Source organism: Streptomyces sp. NPDC048506, from assembly GCF_040651315.1.
Taxonomy (GTDB): Bacteria; Actinomycetota; Actinomycetes; order Streptomycetales; family Streptomycetaceae; genus Streptomyces.
This window is the reverse complement of the sequence record NZ_JBEZIX010000003.1, coordinates 187,114-207,063: the sequence shown is the minus strand read 5'-3', so window position 1 is coordinate 207,063 and position 19,950 is coordinate 187,114. Positions and strand designations below refer to the sequence as shown.

20 protein-coding genes and 1 pseudogene are annotated in these 19,950 nt (G+C 72.0%); 11 read left to right on the top strand and 10 right to left on the bottom strand.

Going from position 1 to position 19,950, the window contains the following annotated elements; translation table 11 throughout:
• Window positions 1-483: 483 nt before the first annotated feature.
• Both AB0C96_RS03635 and AB0C96_RS03630 read right to left on the bottom strand, forming a co-directional pair.
• Window positions 484-2,154, bottom strand: coding sequence for an amidohydrolase (locus AB0C96_RS03635; protein WP_362913257.1), 1,671 nt, complete (start codon window positions 2,152-2,154; stop codon window positions 484-486).
• 44 nt (window positions 2,155-2,198) lie between these two features.
• A complete protein-coding gene (locus AB0C96_RS03630; RefSeq protein ID WP_362913255.1) occupies window positions 2,199-2,639 on the bottom strand; it encodes an Lrp/AsnC family transcriptional regulator in 441 nt (146 codons plus the stop codon).
• A gap of 209 nt (window positions 2,640-2,848) precedes the next feature.
• Between AB0C96_RS03630 and AB0C96_RS03625 the strand changes: the two genes are divergently transcribed.
• A complete protein-coding gene (locus tag AB0C96_RS03625) occupies window positions 2,849-3,274 on the top strand; it encodes a hypothetical protein (protein WP_362913253.1) in 426 nt (141 codons plus the stop codon).
• Window positions 3,275-3,310: 36 nt separating this feature from the next.
• On the opposite strand, the gene AB0C96_RS03620 is transcribed toward AB0C96_RS03625, so the two are convergent.
• Together AB0C96_RS03620 and AB0C96_RS03615 are read right to left on the bottom strand one after the other, a co-directional pair.
• A complete protein-coding gene (locus AB0C96_RS03620; protein WP_362913251.1) occupies window positions 3,311-4,540 on the bottom strand; it encodes a phosphotransferase family protein in 1,230 nt (409 codons plus the stop codon).
• A complete protein-coding gene (locus AB0C96_RS03615; protein WP_362913249.1) occupies window positions 4,537-5,709 on the bottom strand; it encodes a hypothetical protein in 1,173 nt (390 codons plus the stop codon). Before AB0C96_RS03615 ends, AB0C96_RS03620 begins: the two co-directional genes overlap by 4 nt.
• A gap of 194 nt (window positions 5,710-5,903) precedes the next feature.
• On the opposite strand from AB0C96_RS03615, the gene AB0C96_RS03610 reads away from it, so the two are divergent.
• Window positions 5,904-7,058 carry a pyridoxal-phosphate dependent enzyme gene (locus tag AB0C96_RS03610; protein WP_362913247.1) on the top strand — a complete coding sequence of 385 codons (1,155 nt, stop codon included), beginning with the start codon at window positions 5,904-5,906 and terminating at the stop codon, window positions 7,056-7,058.
• Window positions 7,059-7,132: 74 nt separating this feature from the next.
• Here AB0C96_RS03610 and AB0C96_RS03605 read toward each other — a convergent pair whose 3' ends face one another.
• Window positions 7,133-8,305 carry an acyl-CoA dehydrogenase family protein gene (locus AB0C96_RS03605; RefSeq protein ID WP_362913245.1) on the bottom strand — a complete coding sequence of 391 codons (1,173 nt, stop codon included), beginning with the start codon at window positions 8,303-8,305 and terminating at the stop codon, window positions 7,133-7,135.
• Window positions 8,306-8,682: 377 nt separating this feature from the next.
• Between AB0C96_RS03605 and AB0C96_RS03600 the strand changes: the two genes are divergently transcribed.
• Window positions 8,683-9,975 (top strand): glycoside hydrolase family 18 protein, encoded by a 1,293-nt coding sequence (locus tag AB0C96_RS03600; RefSeq protein ID WP_362913243.1) that lies wholly within the window; start codon window positions 8,683-8,685, stop codon window positions 9,973-9,975.
• An 85-nt stretch (window positions 9,976-10,060) separates the two neighbouring features.
• On the opposite strand, the gene AB0C96_RS03595 is transcribed toward AB0C96_RS03600, so the two are convergent.
• Complete coding sequence (locus AB0C96_RS03595; RefSeq protein ID WP_362913241.1) at window positions 10,061-10,663, bottom strand: TetR/AcrR family transcriptional regulator; 603 nt, start codon at window positions 10,661-10,663, stop codon at window positions 10,061-10,063.
• A gap of 202 nt (window positions 10,664-10,865) precedes the next feature.
• On the opposite strand from AB0C96_RS03595, the gene AB0C96_RS03590 reads away from it, so the two are divergent.
• The 4 genes from AB0C96_RS03590 (at window position 10,866) to adh (ending at window position 15,593) form a co-directional block, all read left to right on the top strand.
• Window positions 10,866-11,480: a DUF6230 family protein gene (locus AB0C96_RS03590; protein ID WP_362913239.1), complete on the top strand. Its 615-nt coding sequence runs from the start codon at window positions 10,866-10,868 to the stop codon at window positions 11,478-11,480.
• Window positions 11,471-12,580 carry a DUF6114 domain-containing protein gene (locus AB0C96_RS03585; RefSeq protein ID WP_362913237.1) on the top strand — a complete coding sequence of 370 codons (1,110 nt, stop codon included), beginning with the start codon at window positions 11,471-11,473 and terminating at the stop codon, window positions 12,578-12,580. Before AB0C96_RS03590 ends, AB0C96_RS03585 begins: the two co-directional genes overlap by 10 nt.
• An 86-nt stretch (window positions 12,581-12,666) precedes the next feature.
• Window positions 12,667-14,001, top strand: a complete 1,335-nt coding sequence (locus AB0C96_RS03580; RefSeq protein ID WP_362913235.1) for a GAF domain-containing protein — start codon at window positions 12,667-12,669, stop codon at window positions 13,999-14,001.
• Window positions 14,002-14,069: 68 nt separating this feature from the next.
• Window positions 14,070-15,593, top strand: a complete 1,524-nt coding sequence (adh, locus tag AB0C96_RS03575) for an aldehyde dehydrogenase (RefSeq protein WP_362913233.1) — start codon at window positions 14,070-14,072, stop codon at window positions 15,591-15,593.
• Between the two features lie 247 nt (window positions 15,594-15,840).
• Here adh and AB0C96_RS03570 read toward each other — a convergent pair whose 3' ends face one another.
• Window positions 15,841-16,071, bottom strand: a complete 231-nt coding sequence (locus tag AB0C96_RS03570; protein WP_362913367.1) for a hypothetical protein — start codon at window positions 16,069-16,071, stop codon at window positions 15,841-15,843.
• Between AB0C96_RS03570 and AB0C96_RS03565 the strand changes: the two genes are divergently transcribed.
• The 3 genes from AB0C96_RS03565 (at window position 15,984) to AB0C96_RS03555 (ending at window position 17,518) form a co-directional block, all read left to right on the top strand.
• Window positions 15,984-16,409, top strand: coding sequence for an SDR family oxidoreductase (locus AB0C96_RS03565; RefSeq protein WP_362913231.1), 426 nt, complete (start codon window positions 15,984-15,986; stop codon window positions 16,407-16,409). The genes AB0C96_RS03570 and AB0C96_RS03565 overlap by 88 nt on opposite strands.
• Before the next feature lie 41 nt (window positions 16,410-16,450).
• A complete protein-coding gene (locus AB0C96_RS03560) occupies window positions 16,451-16,687 on the top strand; it encodes a VOC family protein (RefSeq protein WP_362913229.1) in 237 nt (78 codons plus the stop codon).
• Between the two features lie 81 nt (window positions 16,688-16,768).
• Window positions 16,769-17,518 (top strand): glucose 1-dehydrogenase, encoded by a 750-nt coding sequence (locus tag AB0C96_RS03555; protein WP_362913227.1) that lies wholly within the window; start codon window positions 16,769-16,771, stop codon window positions 17,516-17,518.
• Between the two features lie 286 nt (window positions 17,519-17,804).
• On the opposite strand, the gene AB0C96_RS03550 is transcribed toward AB0C96_RS03555, so the two are convergent.
• Window positions 17,805-18,158, bottom strand: a complete 354-nt coding sequence (locus tag AB0C96_RS03550) for a beta/gamma crystallin domain-containing protein (protein ID WP_362913225.1) — start codon at window positions 18,156-18,158, stop codon at window positions 17,805-17,807.
• A 433-nt stretch (window positions 18,159-18,591) separates the two neighbouring features.
• On the opposite strand from AB0C96_RS03550, the gene AB0C96_RS03545 reads away from it, so the two are divergent.
• Complete coding sequence (locus AB0C96_RS03545; protein ID WP_362913223.1) at window positions 18,592-19,134, top strand: hypothetical protein; 543 nt, start codon at window positions 18,592-18,594, stop codon at window positions 19,132-19,134.
• Between the two features lie 15 nt (window positions 19,135-19,149).
• Here AB0C96_RS03545 and AB0C96_RS03540 read toward each other — a convergent pair.
• Together AB0C96_RS03540 and AB0C96_RS03535 are read right to left on the bottom strand one after the other, a co-directional pair.
• Window positions 19,150-19,254 (bottom strand): annotated as a pseudogene (locus AB0C96_RS03540) (IS5/IS1182 family transposase); the annotation flags it as partial.
• 113 nt (window positions 19,255-19,367) lie between these two features.
• Window positions 19,368-19,793, bottom strand: a complete 426-nt coding sequence (locus tag AB0C96_RS03535; protein ID WP_362913221.1) for a hypothetical protein — start codon at window positions 19,791-19,793, stop codon at window positions 19,368-19,370.
• Window positions 19,794-19,950 lie beyond the last annotated feature (157 nt).

Below are 19,950 nucleotides of genomic sequence, written 5' to 3'. Positions count from 1 at the left end.
GGCGGCCACCACGGGGCACGGATCGGGGACGGGATCCCGTTGAGAAGCGCCCTGGGGGCCCGGCGCCCTTCGGGCCGACCTGGGACCCGCTGGCTGCGGGTCGACCGAAAGCCGTTGTCTACTGAGCGTCCGGGCCCCACCCGGGTCGCACCTTCCCCCGGGCCCGTGCGGAGCCGGGAGGGACCCCCGCCCGGTCGAGAAGTTCCGGCGCCCCGTGCCGCTGGTGCTGGGCCTGGCTCCCAGTGGCGGTGTGCCGGTGTGGCGCACCGCCCCATGGCCCAGCTGCGTTCGACGACTGCGCGGAGGTCTCCCGGTCGGACGTCCTGGTGGTGGACCCGGCCGAACCTACCGGCCGTCGACCGCCTGCTGTCAACAGGTGCTCCGCCTGCGTGGTTTTCGCGTCGTCCCAGGTCAGCCAGGGGCGCCCCGGCGAGGAGCGAGTATCTGTGGGCACCTGGCACAACCGCACGTGCCCGCCTGATGTCACTCGTTCGGCCGCCCGAAGACCGTTCGGCCGCTGACGACGGTGCGCAGGCACACCGGGAGGTCGCCGCCGGGGGTGAGATCGGGCAGGCCGGGGGTGCCGGACCGGGGGTCGGTGGACCACCGCTCGACCCGCTCGTCGGGTGCCTGGACGAGCAGTTCGCCGGTGCGCCAGACCGCGTAGTCGGCGGGTGCGCCGGGCACCAGGACGCCCGCGTCGTCCCGGCCGATGGCCCGCCAGCCGCCGCGGGTGTGGGCGGTGAACGCGGCGCGGGCGGAGATGCCGTGGGCGCGGGTGCGGTGGAAGACCGCGGCCCGCACGGTGCCCCAGGGGTCGAGCGGGGTGACCGGGCTGTCCGACCCCAGGGCGATCGGCACACCGGCCTTGAGCAGGGCGGCGTACGGGTTGAGGGTGCGGGCCCGCTCGACTCCCAGACGGGCGGCGTACATGCCGTCGGCGCCGCCCCAGGCCGCGTCGAAGGCGGGCTGGACGGAGGCCGTCAGGGCCAGGTCGGCGAACCCGGCGACGGTGGCCTCGGTGAGCATCTCGGCGTGCTCCACGCGGTGCCGGGCGGCGCGGACCCGGCCCAGGCCGATGCGGTCGGCGGCGGCCCGTACGCCGTCGACGACGCTGGTGAGGGCGGCGTCGCCGATGGCGTGGAAGCCGGCCTGGAGACCGGCCTCGGTGCAGGCGGCGACATGGGCGGCGACCGCGTCCGCGTCGAGCCGGGCGCTGCCGGTGTGGTCGGCGTCCGCGTACGGGGCGTGCAGATGGGCGGTGTGCGAGCCGAGGGAGCCGTCGACGAAGAGGTCCCCCGCGGCGCCGATCGCCCCGAGTTCACGGATCCGCTCCGCTTCCTTTGCGGATGCGATCACCTCGGCCCAGTAGCCGACCACCCGCGGGCCGTCCCCCTCCCGGGCCAGGGCGAGCAGCGCGGTGAAGTCGTCCGCACCGGAGATCTCCGGCCCGGCGCACTCGTGGACGGTGCCGATGCCGAGGGCGGCGGCGCGGGCGAGCGCGGCGGCCTGGGCCTCGGCGCGCTGGGTGGGGGTGATGGTGGCGTAGGCGGCCTTGCGCACCGCGTGGTGGGCGTCGCCGGTCAGCGGGGCGTCGGCGTGGAACCCGGACCGCCCGCGGATGCCGGGGACCAGGTCCAGCAGCGCCGTGGTGACGACCGCGGAGTGCACGTCGACGCGGGTGACATAGAGCGGACGCCCGCCGGTGGCCGCGTCCAGCTCGGCGCGGGACGGCGGCCGCCGCTCCGGCCAGGCGCTGGCGTCCCAGCCGTGTCCGAGCAGGATCCGGTCCGAGGGGCGGGCGTCGGCGTGGGCCCGGATCCGGTCCAGCGCATCGGGCAGGGTGGTGGCGCCGGCCAGGTCCAGCCCGGTGAGCGCGAGTCCGGTCGCCGTGGTGTGCACATGTGCGTCCGTGAACGCCGGGGTGACGAGCGCGCCGTCGAGCGGGACGACCTCGTCGACGCCGTCGGCGAAGGAGTCGGCCGCGCCCTCCTCGCCGACCCAGGCGATGCGGTCGCCCTCCACGACCATGGCGGTCGCGAAGGGGTCCGCGGGGCTGTGCACTTCGCCGCCGCGCAGCAGGACGGTGCGGGGCCCGGACCGCCCTTCCAAGCGGGAGGACGGCGGTGCCGGGTCGTGGATGCGCTCGCTCATACCGGACAGTTTGGCCCCTGTCCGGCGGCGCTCGGTGCGCGGGGTCAGATGCGCGGCGGTCGGGACTCGTACGGGGTGGACAGCACCACCGTCGTACGGGTGGAGACGCCGGCCAGGGAGCGGATGCGGGTGAGCAGGTGCTCCAACTCCAGCGGGGTGGAGACCCGGACCTTGAGGATGTAGTTCTCGTCGCCGGCCACGCTGTGGCAGGCCTCCAGCTCGGGGACCTCGGCGAGGCGGTCGGAGATGTCGTCCGGTGCGCTGGGGTCGAAGGGTTTGACCGAGATGAAGGCGGTGAGCGGCAGGCCCACGGCTTCGGGGTCCACGATGGCGGCATAGCCCCGGATGACACCGCGCTGCTCCAGACGGCGCACCCGCTGGTGCACCGCCGAAGTGGACAGGCCGGTGGCCTTGCCCAGGTCGGTGTAGCTCATCCGCCCGTCCTTGACGAGCAGATCCACGATTTGTCGGTCCAACTCCTCCACCCGTTCAACCTACTGTGCGCGGGCGCGTATGCGCATCGCGCGCCGGATCGTGGACACCTTCGCGCCGGTCCGTGTGACCAATGCCACACATGTGAACCCGTGTCCGCGGGCGGGTCGCGATTATGCGCGCGGCATGGCGGGAAATGCTGGTGGTGGCCAGGACCGCCCGTCACAGGAAGTCAGCGATCCGATCGGCCCACCCGAGGGGGATGGACATCATGCGACGCCTTAAGCAGGACTCCGCTGCCGCGAACATCGCCGCCCAGGAGGGCGACAGTCTCGGCCTCTCCGGCGACGACGGTGCGTACGACTCGTTCGAGACCTTTGAGATCTACCGCGTGACCTGCCCCGACTGCCTTCAGCCGATCGCGCTGCTGGCGGACGAGGACGCCCTTCCGGAGCACGCGCTGTGCCCCACCCCGTGGAATCCGTTCGGGCTGACGGTGTGCCAGGGCTCCGGCCGTCCGGTGTCCGAGGCCCCGGAGGCGGACGACGACCTGGACACCGAGGAACAGGACGTGGCCGTGCTGCTGACGCTGCCGGAGAGCCTGGACTGGCGCCGTCAGCCCTTCTCGCACATCGGCGGACCGAGCACCCGGCCGATCCGGGTGCCGCGGATGCGCCGCAGCGCCTGAGCGCCCCTCAGTTCCCTACGACGGCCGCTGCGGTCCTCACCAGTAGCGGCCCTCGATCATCGCCTCCAGCGTGTCCCGGTGCAGGATGAGCGCATCGGCGTCGTCCGGCACCGGAATCTCCCCGAAGTGGACCTGACGGTAGGCCACGCGCAGCATCACGATGGCGTGCCGCAGGGCCGCGTAGAGGGTGTGGAACTCCATGTCGCGGGGCGTGTGCCCGGTGAGCCGGGCGTAGCGGCTCTCCACGCCGTCGCGGCGCAGGAGGCCGGGCAGCCCCGGCCGGCCGCTGCCCTCGGTGAGGTCCTGGAAGAAGCGGTGGAGGTAGACCATCCAGCCCAGGTCGAGTTCGCGGGGCCCCAGGGCCGCCATCTCCCAGTCGAGTACGGCGGCCGGCTCGAACCCGTCGTAGACGATATTGCCGATCCTGGCGTCACCCCAGGTCAGTACGGTCTCACCCGGGTCCGACGGCCAGAGGTCGGCGAGCCGGGCGAAGCCGCGCTCGATGACCGTCGAGCGCGGGCGACCGTCCACCACCCATGCGTAGTAGGCACGTTGGGCCTCGACGTGGCGGTGCAGGGCGCTGCCGGGTCCCGCGGTGTCCAGAAAGTCCGCGGCGCCGGGCGGGACCTGGTCGTGGAGCCGGGCGAGGATCGAGACGCTGGCGGCCTCCAGCTGCGCGCGCTCGGCATCGGTGGCGTCGTGCAGCCAATTCCCCGGGTAGGTGTACGGCATGACGTCCGGTGGGACGCGACCGGCGGCGCGGGCCATGACGAAGAACGGGGCGCCGAGGTGCGCCGGGTCCTCCTCCAGCCAGAGGGTGCGGGGCACGGGGAGGTCGGTGTGCTCGGCGACCAGGCGCATGGTGCGGTACTGCCGGGCCATGTCGTACCGCGGGAAGACGGTGTACGCGGCGGGGTCGGCGGCGAGGCGCAGTGCGCAGGAGACCGGGGTCCCGCCCGGTGCGTGGGGGTCCGCCCGCTCCCACGAGGCCGCGGGGGTGGGGGACGGCGGGCCGGGGTGGTCGATGTCGAAGAGCAGGGTCTCGCTGGACATGCCGTTGGAGGCGGGGACGGTCGCGGCGGTGGCACGGGCGCCGGGGAGCCGGGTGCGCAGCCAGGCGGTGAGCCGCCGGGTGAGCTCTTCGGGGTCGCGGGTGGTGGTGCGGGGGCGGGGGCTGCCGGGTGCGGCCGCGTCAGGGCGCTGCCCGGTGGTCGTGCCGGGGAGGCTGCCACCCGGGGTGGCGGCGGGCGACGGGCCGGCCGTCATCGGGTGGCCTCGCCGGCGACATCGCCGTAGCCGGTGAAGCCGCTCGGGTCGTGGCGGCCGAAGCTGCCGTGCTCGAAGATGCCGTAGCCGGTGCGGCCGTCGAGGGTGAAGCGGGCGGCGTGGTCGGTGACTCCGTACGCCGCGTGGGGGTGCGCGGCCGGGTCGGAGAGGTCGTAGCTGCGGCGGTCGGTCCAGCCGCGTCCGCGCCAGGTGCCGTGCTGCCAGTCGTCGGCATGGGGGTCCCCCCTGCTCGAACGGAGTTGAGAGCTTGGGGGAGGGTAGCCGGCGCCGACGGCCAGGGGCGACGAGGTGAGGATCTCGGCGGTGAGTTCCAGTGGTTTGCGGGTGGGGTCGGTGAGGTGGATGACGGCGCGTTCGGGGTGGCGGGTTCCGGGGCGGTAGCCGATGTCCGCGTGGGGCCAGCCGAGTAGGGTGTCGGGCACTCCTTCACGGACCAACCGGGCCTCGTTCAAAGTGCGTTGCCCGTCGGCGTCCTCCTGGACGATGACCATCACGAAGCGGTCGTCGAAGCGCACCGGGCACCACACCCAGTGGAAGCCCTCGGGCCGCAGCTCCTCCCCGGCGCGGCCGGCGTCCTCGCCGGGGATCGGGCGGACGCCCCAGCTGCGGTCACGGGTTCCGGTCCACTCCCCCGGCGTGACGGTGAACTCCTCGCCCGCGGCCCGGATGTTGCCGGCGCAGGTGCCGGCCTGCACGAATCGCCGGGCTTCCAGCATCAGCCGGTCGCCGCGGTACTGGGTGTGGTGCGGTTCCCAGGTGGCGGGGAACGCCGCGGTCCAGGTCAGGTCGTAGGCCAGGCCGTCGGGGTCGGCGGGGTCGGCGGCGCAGGTCAACCGGAGGCGGCTGAGCGGCTCCTCGACCGTGATGGTGAGCGGACCGACGGTCAGCGCGAGGCGGTCGTCGGTGAGCGCGTCGGAGGCCCGTACGGCGTGCAGTCGGTCGCCGAGGCGAAGCGTGGCGTAGGCGTCGATGACGCCGGTGTTGGGGTAGACGCCGAGGCCGGCGATCAGCAGCGCGCGCCCGGAGTGGTCCATGACGTGGAAGATGCACCGGTCGTAGGCGTTGCGGTCGCCGGTGGCGACGTGCCGCATGGAGAGCGGGACCTGGTGGATCGGGTACTCGTCGAGCGCGATCGGGCGATCGGGCACGGTCTCCTCCTGGGCGCGCGGTGGGTCGGGCGTCGTCCCGGGGTGCGGTCCGGCGGCGGGGAGTTGACGGTACGTCAGCTCTGCTCGGACAGCCAGACCCCCGCAGGTCCGGGAAGCAGGAAGTAGGGGCCGCACACGCTTGGTGCCTGTTACTGTCACCGGGTTGACGACCCCTCGACGAACCTGGAGCGACGGTGAACCCACCCTCTCTGCACTGCCTGCGCTGCGGCCGGCCCGCCGAGGCCTTCGACGGCTGCCGGAGCTGCGCCGCCGAGGGCATCGGCGCCAACGCGATGCCGCCGCTGGCCGACCTGACCGGCGTGGACCTCGCCGGGTACGCGGGCGGTCCGTGGGGGCTGCCGGCGGCGCTCCCGGTGCCCGGGCCGCCGGTCACGCTCGGGGAGGGCAACACCCCGAACATCCGCCTGCGGCACGAGCCGCAGGACGCCCACGACGGCCGGCCGACCGGTGAGGTGTGGCTGAAGTACGAGGGCGGCAACCCGACCGGTTCGCACAAGGACCGGGCGATGGCGGTCGGCGTGGCAGCGGCGGTGGCGGCCGGTGCGGACACCGTGGTCGCGGCGTCGTCGGGCAATGCCGGGGCGGCGGCAGCGGCGTACGCGGCGCGGGCCGGGGTGCGCTGTGTGGTGTTCACGACCGAGCGGGTGCCGGCCGGCCTGCGGACGCAGATCGACGCCCTGGGGGCGGAGCGCGTGGTGCACCGGGGCACCGTGTTCGAGCGGAACGCGGCGATGGCCCGGGCCGTCGCGGAGCACGGCTGGTACCCGCTGACCAGCTACTCCGCGCCCTCCCCCGGCGGGAACGGGTACGCCAACGAGGGCTACAAGTCGGTCGCGTACGAGCTGGCGCGGGACTTCGCGGGGCGACGGATCGACACGGTGGTGGTGCCCACCAGCCGGGCGGACCTGCTGGCCGGAATCGGGCGCGGCTTCCGGGAGTTGGCCGCCGCGGAGCTGATCGCCCAGGAGCCCCGCCTGGTGGCCGCCGAGCCGGCCGCCGCGGCACCGTACACCGCCGCGCTGGGCCACCGGGACCGCGCCGAGCAGGAGCGGACCCGGGTGGCGAAGGCGCGCACCGTGGCGTTCTCCCTCGGCGAGGAACGGCCCTGCTGGCAGGGGCTCGACGCACTGTGGCGCAGCGGCGGCACGGCCCGCGCGCTGGACGACGACGCGATCCTGGCGGAACACCGGCGGCTGGCGTCGGAGGGCCTCCTCCTGGAGCCGTCCTCCGCCGTCGCCTCCGCCGTGGCACGGGAGTTGCCCGTCGATCCCGGTGCGTTGGTGGTCGCGATCGGTACGGCCAGCGGGATGAAGGGGCTGGTGGACTGAGGGCGGGGCGGGGCGGGCCGGGTCTCCCCCGGCCCGCCCGACCGGGGCTCCCCCCGGCCCGCCCCTGCCGGCGCTCAGCGCGTCTCGGGCCCCGCGAGGTGGCGGGCGATGACCATGCGCTGGATCTGGTTCGTGCCCTCGACGATCTGGAGGACCTTGGCCTCGCGCATATAGCGCTCGGCCGGGAAGTCCACGGTGTAGCCGTAGCCGCCGAGGAGCTGGACGGCGTCGGTGGTGACGCGCATCGCGGTGTCCGTGCAGAAGAGCTTGGACATCGCCGCTTCCTTGGAGAACGGCAGGCCGGCGTCGCGCAGCCGGGCGGCGGTGAGGTAGAGCGCCCGGCCGGCCTCGATCTGGGTGGCCATGTCGGCCAGCATGAAGCGCAGGCCCTGGAAGTCGGCGATCGGGCGGCCGAACTGCTGCCGCTCGGCGGTGTAGGCGAGGGCCTCGTCCAGCGCGGCCTGGGCGACGCCGATGGCGCAGGCGGCGATGCCCAGGCGCCCGGAGTCGAGGGCGGACAGGGCGATGGCGAAGCCCTGGCCCTCCTCGCCGAGCCGGCGCGCGTCGGGGACCCGGACGTTGTCGAAGTGCAGCTGGGCGGTCGGCGAGCCCTTCATGCCCATCTTGCGTTCGGGTGCCGCGGCGCTCAGGCCCTGGGCGTCGCCGGGGACCAGGAAGGCGGTGATGCCGTGGGCGCCGCTGCCGCCGGTGCGGGCCAGGACGGTGTAGAAGTCGGCCACCCCGCCGTGGGTGGTCCAGGCCTTGGTCCCGTTCACCGTCCAAGTGTCGCCCTCGCGGGTGGCGCGGGTGGTCAGGGAGGCGGCGTCGGAGCCCGCGGAGGGCTCGGAGAGGCAGTACGCGCCGAGGAGTCCGCCGCCGAGCATGTCGGGGAGGTACTCGGCGCGCTGCTGCTTGGTGCCGAACCCGGCGAGGGCGTGGCAGGCGAGGGTGTGGACGCTGACACCGAGGCCGACGGTCAGCCGGGCGGCCGCGAGCTCCTCCAGGACCTGGAGGTAGACCTCGTAGGGCTGGCCACCGCCGCCGAACTCCTCGTCGTAGGGCAGCGAGAGCAGTCCGGATTCCGACAGCAGGGTGAAGGTCTCGCGGGGGAAGCGGCCGGCTTCCTCCTCCTCGGCGGCGGTCGGCCGGATTTCACGCTCGGCGAGCTCGCGTACGAGAACCATCAGGTCGCGGGCTTCCTCGGTGGGCAGCCTGCGTTCCACCGGCCGGGGGCCGTACTCGGTCATGGCGGCGCTCTCCTCCCTGTCGGGCGCTGCGGCGACGCACGCGGGGTGGGCTGCGGCGCCGGTTTCCGTGGTGCCACGCCGATGATCGCTTTCCGGGTCGCGGAAGGCGATGACCTGCGACGGTGGCGCTAGGAGTATGCCCGATCGGAGGCCGCGCGTCACGGGTTGATCATCGCCGGCCCGAGGATGCCGGTCGACCGACCACTTCAGCCCGGAATCCGCTACCCCGCTCCGATGAAATTGGTCCGAACCATTGACTCAATGGTCTAGTCCTTCTAACTTCTCCTGCAACGTTCAACGCGTTCATGCCAATTCGGAACGCAGGTCAGGCACGACGGGTCACGACTCCACCCCTCGCCCCCCTCCGAGGAGACGACATGCTCAGACCGCACCGGATGCGATCGCCGCGCAGAGTGATCGCCGCCGTCACCGCGCTGTGTACCGCGGCGCTGGCCGGCACCCTGCTCGCCGGCCCCGCCTCCGCCCAACCGGCCGGCGCCCCCACCGCCCAGGGCCGAACGGCGGCCACCACGGCCGACGGACCGGCGGCCCGGCCGGCCGCAGCGGGCGACAAGGTCGTCGGATACTTCACCAACTGGGGTGTCTACGACCGCAATTACCACGTCAAGAACATCGAGACGTCGGGCTCGGCGGCCAAGCTGACGCACATCAACTACGCCTTCGGCAACGTCCAGGGCGGCAAGTGCGCCATCGGCGACTCCTACGCCGACTACGACAAGGCCTACACCGCCGACCAGAGCGTCGACGGTCAGGCGGACACCTGGGACGACGGCGCGCTGCGCGGCAACTTCAACCAGCTGCGGAAGCTCAAGAAGCTGCACCCGGGCCTCAAGGTCATCTGGTCGTTCGGCGGCTGGACCTGGTCCGGCGGCTTCGGCGAGGCCGCCAAGAACCCGGCCGCCTTCGCGCAGTCCTGCTACGACCTGGTCGAGGACAAGCGCTGGGCCGATGTCTTCGACGGGATCGACATCGACTGGGAGTACCCCAACGCCTGCGGTCTGACCTGCGACACCAGCGGGAAGGACGCCTTCACGGGCGTCATGAAGGCGCTGTGGGAGAAGTTCGGCCAGAACGACCTGGTGACCGCGGCGATCACCGCGGACGCCTCGGCCGGCGGCAAGATCGACGCCACGGACTACGCGGGCGCCGCCCAGTACGTCGACTGGTACAACCCGATGACGTACGACTACTTCGGCGCCTGGGACGCCCAGGGCCCGACGGCCCCGCACTCCCCGCTCTCCTCCTACAGCGGCATCCCCAAGGCCGGTTTCAACACCACCGACACCATCGCCAAGCTCAAGGGCCTCGGCATCCCGGCGAACAAGCTGCTGCTCGGCATCGGCTTCTACGGCCGCGGCTGGTCGGGGGTCGCCCAGGACGCACCGGGCGGCACGGCGACCGGTGCGGCACCGGGCAAGTACGAGGCCGGTATCGACGACTACAAGGTCCTCAAGGACCGCTGCCCGGCCACCGGCAAGGTGGGCGGCACCGCCTACGCCAAGTGCGGCGACCAGTGGTGGAGCTACGACACCCCGGAGACCATCGGCGCCAAGATGGCCTTCAAGGACGCCCAGGGCCTGGGCGGCACGTTCTTCTGGGAACTGAGCGGTGACACCACCAACGGCGAGCTGATCAAGGCGATCAGGTAGCCGCGGGTCACCGAGCCGGGCGGGCGGGAGGTGGCGACCTCCCGCCCGTTCGTCGTTCCCGCCGGGCCGGCCCGGCGCGGTCCGCTCAGGAGGGCGGCCGGATCGGGGCCGGGCAGCCCGGCTCGTACTCCTCGATCAGCCGGAGGGTGTCGCCCAGGCCGCTCACCAGCAGCGAGACCACGGTCTCGCGGGGCAGCTCCTGATCCGCGATCCAGTCGAGGGTGACGCCCTCGACGCTGGAGAGCCAGCCCGTCAGTGCGGTACGGGCGACCGGCGGGAGGTCCTCCCGCCCCCATGCGCCGAGGGCGATGGTGCGCAGCAGCCGGGCGCGCACGGAGTCGCGGATCGCCATGACCTCGGCGTCGAAGCCGACCCCGCCGGTGACGATGGCGCGATAGGCGGCCTGGTGGTGCTGGGCGTAGCGCAGACAGCCGTCGACGGTGCTCCGGACGCGTTCGACGGGCGGCAGGTCATGGGTGCTGCCGGCCCGCTCGACCAGTTCGGCCACCGCGTCCTCGATGATCGCCAGGTAGTACCCGCGCTTGTTGGTGAAGTAGTAGTAGATCAGGCCCTTGGCGACCCCGGCCTGACGGGCGATGTCGTCCATGGACAGCGCGTCGTAGGACGTGTCGGCGAACAACTTCCGGCCGATGGCTATCAGTTCGGCGCGACGCGCCTGGGATCGCACGGTGCCGCGGGCGGCCGGCGAGCCGCCCCGTCCACGATGTTGACTCTTATTCAAAACCCGCCCTAGTCTCCAACTACCAAGAGTTTTCGGCAGTATGACAGAGCGTCATGAGCATGTGCCGCGGTCGGGATCCGTGATCCCGCGCAGCGGCGCCATCCCGCACTTCCCTCGCGCATTCGACCACTGCACCGGGGAGGACACCGTGAACCCGTCGAAGGACTCCGCGCCCGAGGGGCGCACCTCCTGGAGGAAGAGCGCCGCGGTGGCGCTGCCCGCCGTGCTCACCGTGGGCGTGCTGGCGACGGTGATGGCGCAGGGCGCGCTGGCCGCGTCGTTCGCCGTCTCCGGCACCGACTTCCAGGTGTCTTCGGGCAAGTTGACCAGCAACGGCCTGGCCTCGTACGTACACACCGACCGCGACACCGACGGGCGCGGCCATCCGGTGGCACTGCTCGGCATCGGCTCGGCCTCACTCTCCGACATCTGCCAGTCGGCCCAGGTGAAGACGCCGGTGGGCACGGTGGTCTTCAAACTGACCGCGGGCGGCAGGGCCGGGCCGGTGAGCGCCGACAGCCTGGTCATCGACGGCGAGGACCTGGTCGGGGACGCCCGCTTCGGCACCGCGCAGATCGGCCGGGACGCCGCCACCCTGGACGCCGTGCCGGGCGTGCACGGCCGGCGGGGCGCGTTCGGCCTACAGGCCGGGGACATCGCGGTGGCCGGTGTGAAGTCGCACGCCTGGTCGGCCACCGGCGGCAACTTCCGCCTCAAGGGGCTGCGGGTGAGCGTGAGCCTGGACGGCGAGAAGTGCTTCTGAGCGGGCCGCGGGCCCGATGCGGCGCCTGGTGGGAGCGGACCCTGCCCTGGCCGGAACGGCGCGCGGCGCTCCGGCGCTGGCGGCGCACCCGGCCGTTCTGGGCGGGGCTGCTGCTCCTGCTGGGCGGCGCGGAGCTCGTACTGGTGCCGCTGTCGCCGCTCGGCGTGCTGGTGAGCCTGGGGCTGGGCGGGCTGGCGGCGCTGGGCATCGGGCTGGCGCTGATGGTGGCGGGCGGGTTCCTGTGGTGCGCGCCGGCCACCCACCACTACGTCAGCATCAATGCGCTGATCCTCTCCGTGCTCTCCTTCGCCGCGACCAACCTCGGCGGCTTCCTGGTGGGCATGGGCCTGGGGATCGCGGGCAGCGCCATGGGGTTCGGGTGGACGCCGGGACGGACCGGGACGCCGGGACGGGCCGGGACGCCGGGACGCACCAGGACGCCGGGGCAGACCGCGGAGCCGGGACGCCCCGGGACGCCGGAACGGACCGCGGAGCCGGCACGGACCGGGACGCCAGGACGGACCGCGGCGCCGCAAGGGGCCGGGGCACCCGAGCGGTCCGCGCGATGGCGCGGCCGTACGGGCCGCAAGGCCCTCGCCGTCGCCCTGCCGGTCGCCCTGCTCACGGCCGTCGGCGGCCCGGCGCGGCAGGCCCGCGCGGCTGCCGGCGTCCCGGCGCCGGCGCACCCGCCGACCGTGACCACCACGCTGTTCGCACCGCAGGGCTTCACGCTGGCCGGGGTCGCGGACGTGCCGACCGCGCACGGACCGGTCCGGGCCATGGTGCTGCGGATGAAGGCCGCCTCGCTGACCGACTACCGCCTCACCACCCGCGACGACGCCGGCCCCCAACTCGGCCTGGCCGCCGACACCTTGAACCTGAAGGGCGAGGTGACCCTCTACCTCACCCGGTTCAGCGGCTGCCTGGAGGGCGTCGTCTGCCTCACCTTCACCCCGGACCACCTCCCGGTGCCGCCGGTCGTACCGCCCTTCGTCTTCATGACGGACGTGGACGCCGAACAGGCACTGGTCACCTCGGACCTGATCACCGCGGACGGGCTGCGGCTGCACGCGGGGGCCGGCGGCGGCTCCGGTAGGTGATCAGGGCGCCACGCGGGGTTTACGGGCCCGCCCGGTACGAGCACCATCGGCCGTACGGAGGCAGGAGCCGCATCGAGAGGTGACACGTGGTCAACCCATGGCTGGCGATGGAGGCCGGAGCCGACCCGGCCGAGCACACCCGGACGGTGCGCCGGGCCCATGCGGCGTTCCTGGCCGACGGGACCGTCGCACCACCGGTCCGCCGGGTGGTCGCCGACTCCTGGCGCCGCTCGGCGCAGGCGCGGGCCGCTTCGGACGGTGCCGCGCCCATCGAGCTGGACGGGGCCGCGCTGCGCGCCTACCGGGAGGGGCACCCGCTGGCCCGTGCGATGCCCGTCTTCCGGGAGCTGCTGGGCAGCTTCGCCCAGGACGGGGCGCATCTGCTGGCGGTCTGCGATCCGCAGGGACGCCTGCTGTGGGTGGAGGGGCACCGCGGGGTGCGGCGCAGCGCGGAGCGGATGAACTTCGTCGTGGGCGCCCGCTGGGACGAGCGGCACGCCGGCACCAACGCCCCGGGCACCGCGCTCGCCGCCGACCACGCCGTTCAGATCTTCGCGGCCGAGCACTACAACCGGCAGGTGCAGCGGTGGACCTGCGCCGCCGCCCCGCTGCACGACCCGCGGACCGGACGGCTGCTGGGCGCGGTGGACATCACCGGCGGCGACCATCTGGCGAGCCCGCACAGCCTGGCGCTGGTACAGGCCACGGCGCGCGCCGCCGAGGCCCATCTCGCCGCCAGCACAAGGGAATTGGGGGTGTTCCTCGCGGCGCTCGGCCGGGACGAGGCGCTGCTGGTCGTGGACGGCCGACGGCTGCGGCTCGGGCGCCGGCACAGCGAGATCATGCTCCTGCTCGCCTGCCACCCGGCAGGCCTGACGGGTGATCAGCTCGCGCTGCTGCTGTACGGGGAGCGCGAGGTGCGCCCGGTGACCCTGCGGGCCGAGCTGTCCCGGCTGCGGCAGCTCGTGGGTACGCTGCTGCACTCGCGCCCGTACCGGCTCGGCCGCCCCGTCGAGACCGATCTGGACGCGGTCGAGGAACACCTCGCGGCCGGCGATCCGGGCTCCGCGCTGGGCGCCTACGCCGGTCCGCTGCTGCCGCTGTCGGAGGCACCGGGCGTACGGCGGTTGCGCGCCGCGCTGGCGGACCGGATCCGCTGTGCGGTGCTGACCGCCCGCACCCCCGAGCTGCTGCGCGAGTGGTCGCGCACCCCCTGGGGCGAGGACGACCTGGAGGTCTTCGAGGCCCTGGTGGACGCCCTGCCGGCGCACTCCCCGACCCGTACCGCGCCCCGCGCCACCGCCGACCGGCTCCGTGCCGCGTACGGCCTGACCGGCGGCGCCCCCGGCTCACCGGCCGCGCCTCGGGTCGCAACGTCTGCGCCTCGGGTCGCAACGTCCGCGCAACCCCGGCGTCCCTAGCCTGCGCGCACCAGGCCCGCCGCACGACCGCGGCGGGCACCGCGCCGAGAGCGATCGGGAGGCCGCCCATGGCCCGTTACGCCGACCCGGGTTCCGCCGATGCCGTCATGAGCTACCTGCCCCGCTACGACCACTGGATCGGCGGCGAGTTCGTGGCGCCCGCACGGGGCCAGTACTTCGAGAACCCGACGCCGGTCAACGGCCGACCGTTCTGCGAGGTGGCCCGCGGCACCGCCGAGGACGTCGAGCGGGCGCTGGACGCCGCCCACACGGCCGCGCCGGGCTGGGCCCGTACCCCCGCCGCCGAACGCGCCGCCGTCCTCAACAAGATCGCCGACCGGATGGAGGCGAACCTCGAAGCGCTCGCGGTCGCCGAGAGCTGGGAGAACGGCAAGCCCGTGCGCGAGGCGCTGGCGGCCGACATCCCGCTGGCCATCGACCACTTCCGCTACTTTGCGGGCGCCATCCGCGCCCAGGAGGGCTCGCTGTCGGAGATCGACGAGGACACCGTCGCCTACCACTTCCACGAGCCGCTCGGGGTGGTCGCCCAGATCATCCCCTGGAACTTCCCCCTCCTGATGGCGACCTGGAAGCTCGCCCCGGCGCTGGCGGCCGGCAACGCGGTGGTCCTCAAGCCGGCCGAACAGACCCCCGCCTCCGTCCACTTCTGGATGGGCCTGGTGGCGGACCTCCTCCCGCCGGGCGTCGTGAACATCGTCAACGGCTTCGGCGTCGAGGCCGGCAAGCCACTGGCCTCCAGCCCCCGGGTCGCCAAGGTCGCCTTCACCGGCGAGACCACGACCGGCCGCCTGATCATGCAGTACGCCTCGGAGAACCTCCGACCGGTGACCCTGGAACTCGGCGGCAAGAGCCCCAACATCTTCTTCGACGACGTCTCGTCCGCCACCGACGACTTCCACGACAAGGCGCTGGAGGGCTTCACCATGTTCGCCCTCAACCAGGGCGAGGTGTGCACCTGTCCGTCCCGCGCACTGATCCAGCGCGGGCACTACGACGACTTCCTGGCGGCCGGTGTGGCCCGTACGGAGAAGATCGTCCAGGGGCACCCACTGGACACCGACACCATGATCGGCGCCCAGGCCTCCAACGACCAGTTGGAGAAGATCCTCTCCTACCTGGACATCGGCCAGAAGGAGGGCGCCCGCATCCTGACCGGCGGTTCCCGGGCCGAACTCGGCGGCGAGTTGGAGGGCGGCTACTACGTCCGCCCGACGATCTTCGAGGGCAACAACGAGATGCGGGTCTTCCAGGAGGAGATCTTCGGCCCGGTGGTCGCCGTCGCCCCCTTCAGCGACTTCGACGACGCCATCGACATCGCCAACGACACTCTCTACGGCCTGGGCGCAGGCGTCTGGACCCGGGACGGCTCCACCGCCTACCGCGCCGGCCGCGCCATCCAGGCCGGCCGGGTGTGGACCAACTGCTACCACGCCTACCCCGCACATGCGGCGTTCGGAGGCTACAAGCAGTCCGGAATCGGCCGGGAGACCCACAAGATGATGCTGGACCACTACCAGCAGACCAAGAACCTCCTGGTGTCGTACTCGCCAAAGAAGCTCGGCTTCTTCTAGGAGGCGCGAGAAATGGCGCCTGACCTGGGCTTTTGCCCGTCAGGCGCCGCAGTCCAGCGGGCGGAGCCCTGGGTGACATCGCGGATCCGGGTCGCGCCGTGCATGACCAGCCGCCGAGACGGCGGCTCGCACCGCGGCCACCGCAGCCGCCGCTCTGATCGGCGCCGCCGTCCCAGGCCGAACCGGCGTCGAACCCGACGGCGCATCCCCGGTCCTGACGACGGGCGTCGGACGTGGCAGAACGCCGTTACCGCCAGGCCGCCCAATCCTTCACCGCGAACTGGTCGCCCACACGCCGTACTTCGGCCGCGCCCGGCCCGGGGAAGTGTGCGGGGAACAGCAGGGCGCCCCGGTCCGCGGCTTCCCCCAGCACCCGGCGCCGGCTCTCCCGTGCGCGGGGCTCGTCCTCGTCGAAGCTGGGGCAGTCGTCCGGCTCCACGATCTGCAACGGGCTGTGCAGCAGATCCCTGGCGAACACCGCCCGTTCCGTGCCGGACCGCAGCCATACGACGGCGGAGCCGGGCGTATGGCCGGGCGCAGGCTCGATTCGGAGCTGGGCGTCGATGCCGGTCGGCGACGCGCAGCACCGGGAGGGAGACGGACGGTGACCGAGGTGGAGCCACCGTCGCCCCCGGCCCGGTCCACACCCGGCCCGAGGCCCGCGACCTGTTTGACGCCCTCGCCGAGACCACCGCGATGAAACGCGCGTCCGACCCGACCGAGATCGCCGAGGTCGTCGCCTTCCTCGTCTCGCCGAAGGCCGGCTACACCACCGGCGCGACCATCGCCGTCGACGGCGGCCGCACCGCCATCTGAACCTGCCTACCCTTGAGAGGACGACACGCATAAGCAACACCGTGTTCGCCCTGAGCCTCGACGCCATCCACGCCGAGAAACTCGCCCGCTTCCGGGCCGAGGCACTCGGGCGGGACGTCGCCCCGGGCTCGGTCCCCGAATTCGCCACCCTCGACCCGGACGGGGCCACAGCGCGGCTGAGCTTCCACCAGGGCCCCGAACCGAAGTCGGTCAAGAACCGGCTGCACAAGGCAACGAGTTCGACGTCATCGCCGGATGAGAACGGAACCGGGCAGTAGTCGAACCGGGCGAAACACCCACGGAGATCGGCCACCGGAGCTCACACGATTCACACGACTCACGCATGAAAGGTCACAGCCATGAACAGGCTGGACGGCAAGGTCGCCCTCGTCACCGGCGGCAGCAGCGGTATCGGATTCGCGATCGCGCAGAGGTTCGTGGAGGAAGGCGCCTACGTGTTCATCACCGGGCGGCGCCGGCCCGAACTGGACAAAGCGCAGGACGAGATAGGCAGGAACGTCATGGCCGTCCAGGGCGATGTCACCGTCTCCGCCGACCTCGACCGTCTCTTCCAGACCATCGCGAAGGAGAAGGGGAAGATCGACGTCGTGGTGGCCAACTCGGGTCTGGTCGATCCGCAGGAATTCGGCCAGATCACCGAAGAGAGCTTCGACCGCACCTTCAACCTCAACGCCCGGGGCACCCTCTTCACCGCCCAAAAAGCGCTGCCCCTGATGAACGACGGCGGATCGATCATCCTCGTCGGATCGATCGCCGCCTACACCGGCGCCGCGAAGTACACCACCTACAGCGCCACCAAAGCCGCCGTGCGCTCCTACGCCCGCACCTGGACCAAGGAGCTGGGAGACCGCGGCATCCGGGTCAACAACCTCAGCCCCGGCCCGATCGACACCCCGATCATGGACAGCCAAGCAGACTCCAAGGAAGCCGCCGACGCGATCAGGGCAGCCTTCGCCTCGGTCATCCCCCTCGGACGCCTGGGGCGCCCCGAGGAAGTCGCCGCGGCCGCCCTCTTCCTCGCATCCGACGAGAGCAGTTTCTGCGCGGGCATGGACCTGAGCGTCGACGGCGGCATGGCCCAAGTCTGAGCCTCGAGCTCGTCCCGGTCGGCGAACTCGAGCACAGGCGTCAAGAAATCGTCCGACGGCGCCCTGGACGACGGAGCGAAGGGCACCTGGAGGCTCCATTGCACGCTCCAACTACCCACTCATCGCACCATGCCGGCCACGCCCGAAAAGGCATGGCCGGCATCAGTGAGGCGGGTGCAGGCAAGTTCACACTATGAATAATCCGATGCCCGCCCGGGAAGCGGCGGAAGCCAGGAATGAACCCTCGGCGAAAATGGCCATCCCTGACGACTGGTCCGTCAACTCGTCACAGGATTTCGATGGCAGTGACCTTCGGCGGACGGTTCGGGAACGAGATCTCGTGCCACCGCTCGATCTTCACCGAATCACCGTTGGCGTCGTAGTAGATCAGGTCGTTGTTCCCCGTGGAGATCTTGTCGACCCACCACCCGCCGAAGTCGGTCTTCCCGCCGTTCGCGTAGCAGTCCACGCTCTGGTTACCGCCGTTGTGCGACCAGATCTTCAGGAAGTTCTCCCCACCGCGGCAGGCGACATGGTCGATGGCGAAAGCGTTGCCGGTCGGCACGGTCATCGTGAACGCGGCGGCCGCGGCGAACGCCACGCCCACGGAACGCGCGACCTTCTTCGTCTTCGAGATCACAGATTCTCCTCGTCAAATGTCGAACCGGGAGCTCACTTCGCAACCACCACGGGTGGCTTCGATGTGGTGCTCAGGTGATCCCAGCGTGTGGGGTGGCCCGTCACGACCGCAACGAAGGCCGGGTGGTTCGGGACCCTGGAACGCAGAAACGGCCTTGACCAGGGGAGACGTAAGCCGCATGGAACACGGGAATGGAATGCACGCGGGAATGGGGTACACACGGGATTGGGCCGGAAACGAGGCAAGAGGGGGAAGAGTCAGGGCCGACGGAGACTGCCGGGAAACGCGGAGCACGGGGATGACCCGTGGCCTTCCAGGGTCTGTCCGACGGATCTTTGCGGTGTCCCGGTCGCCTATGCTGAGGCCGCTGCTTATGACCGTCTCGACTCCGTCAAGGTAGGACCAGTTGACTCCGCATTCCCTCGCGTTCTACATGGACGTGGTCGCCTCCGGAACGGTGCTCGGCGCCAAGCCGACGGACAGCCCCGACCGGGTCAGAGCGATCCTGGGTTCCGATTTCGCCGAGAACTCCCTTGACGACCACAGCATGTGGCGCGACTACGGAATGGCCGAGTTCTTCTGGATACGGGAATCGCCGGAACACCCTTGGGAGGGGCACCACTTCACCCTTCAGGTGCATCGCCTCTCGCACTGGGGCGGCAGCATCGTCACCAGCTCAATTCGCGACCGGTACGGGCGCTTCGGCCGTCGTCTTCGGTTCGACAAACTGGAGCGGCTGCTGGGGAAGCGCGGCGTGCGCCTGGAAGACGTCCCGGACGTGAACACTCCGGCCTTCACACAGCACTGGCAGCCTGCTTCGCAGGTGTCCGTCATGGTGTTCCGAGCGTACGAAGAATGGCAGCAACGTCGGCGCGGCGACGACCGTATCGGAGATGTGTACGCCATCTATTCGTCGGTGAGTGCCGAGGAGGTGGCACGGAACCGGGAGCGCCACGGCCGGCGGAACGCCCGGTGACTGCCCGGCAGGCCCATACCGGAGCCATAGCCCGATCAGGCGAGCGAGGGTGACGATGCCGTGGAAGACATGGGCCCTCTTGTCGTCTCTGGTTGCCACGGTCCCGGAGCCCTTGAGCGCGCCGGCAAGCTCTTCGCCAGCCACCTCCGCCCGAGCTGGATCAGGGAGCCACCCTGAACGGCGCGCGGCCGCGGACAGCGGTTGTGCTGGCTGTCCACGGCCGCGCAGCAACCTCAGCGGACGTCGACCGTCGCCACGCCAGAGGTCCTCTCACGTACGGGATGGCGGTCGTTCGGGCTGGTCAGGCCGTACACGACCGCACGGTATTGCAAGGCGCCGCGGTGCGTGGCCTTGACGTGTGCGGTGGCCTGCGCGTCGGTGCCCGTGGCAGCCACGGCGCCGCAGGTCACCTGGTGCCACGCCTGCCCGCCGCTGCGGCCCTCCAGGCATATCCGCAGGTAGACGGCTGCGTCGTCGTCCCCGTGCGCCGTGACCGTGAAGGCCTTGCCGGTGTGCGCCGTGTGCGGCGCCGTGATGTCCACACTGCCCTTGGCGAACGCCGGCACGGCGGCCAGAGTCACTGAGGACACACCCAGCGCACCGATCACGGCCACACGGCCGCCCAGCGCCTTTAACCCGGTCTTCTTCGTCCTGGTCATGGACTTCCCTCCCGTGGGTCTCCCCCACTTGCGGAGACCCACCCCTTCGCGAAGGCGCCCGGTGCGCCTCGCTGCCTACTCAGATGAGCTGGCCGACCCGCCCGTTGCCCCCCGCCCGGCTCCGTTACGAATCCACGACAAATCCCGCCAACCATGC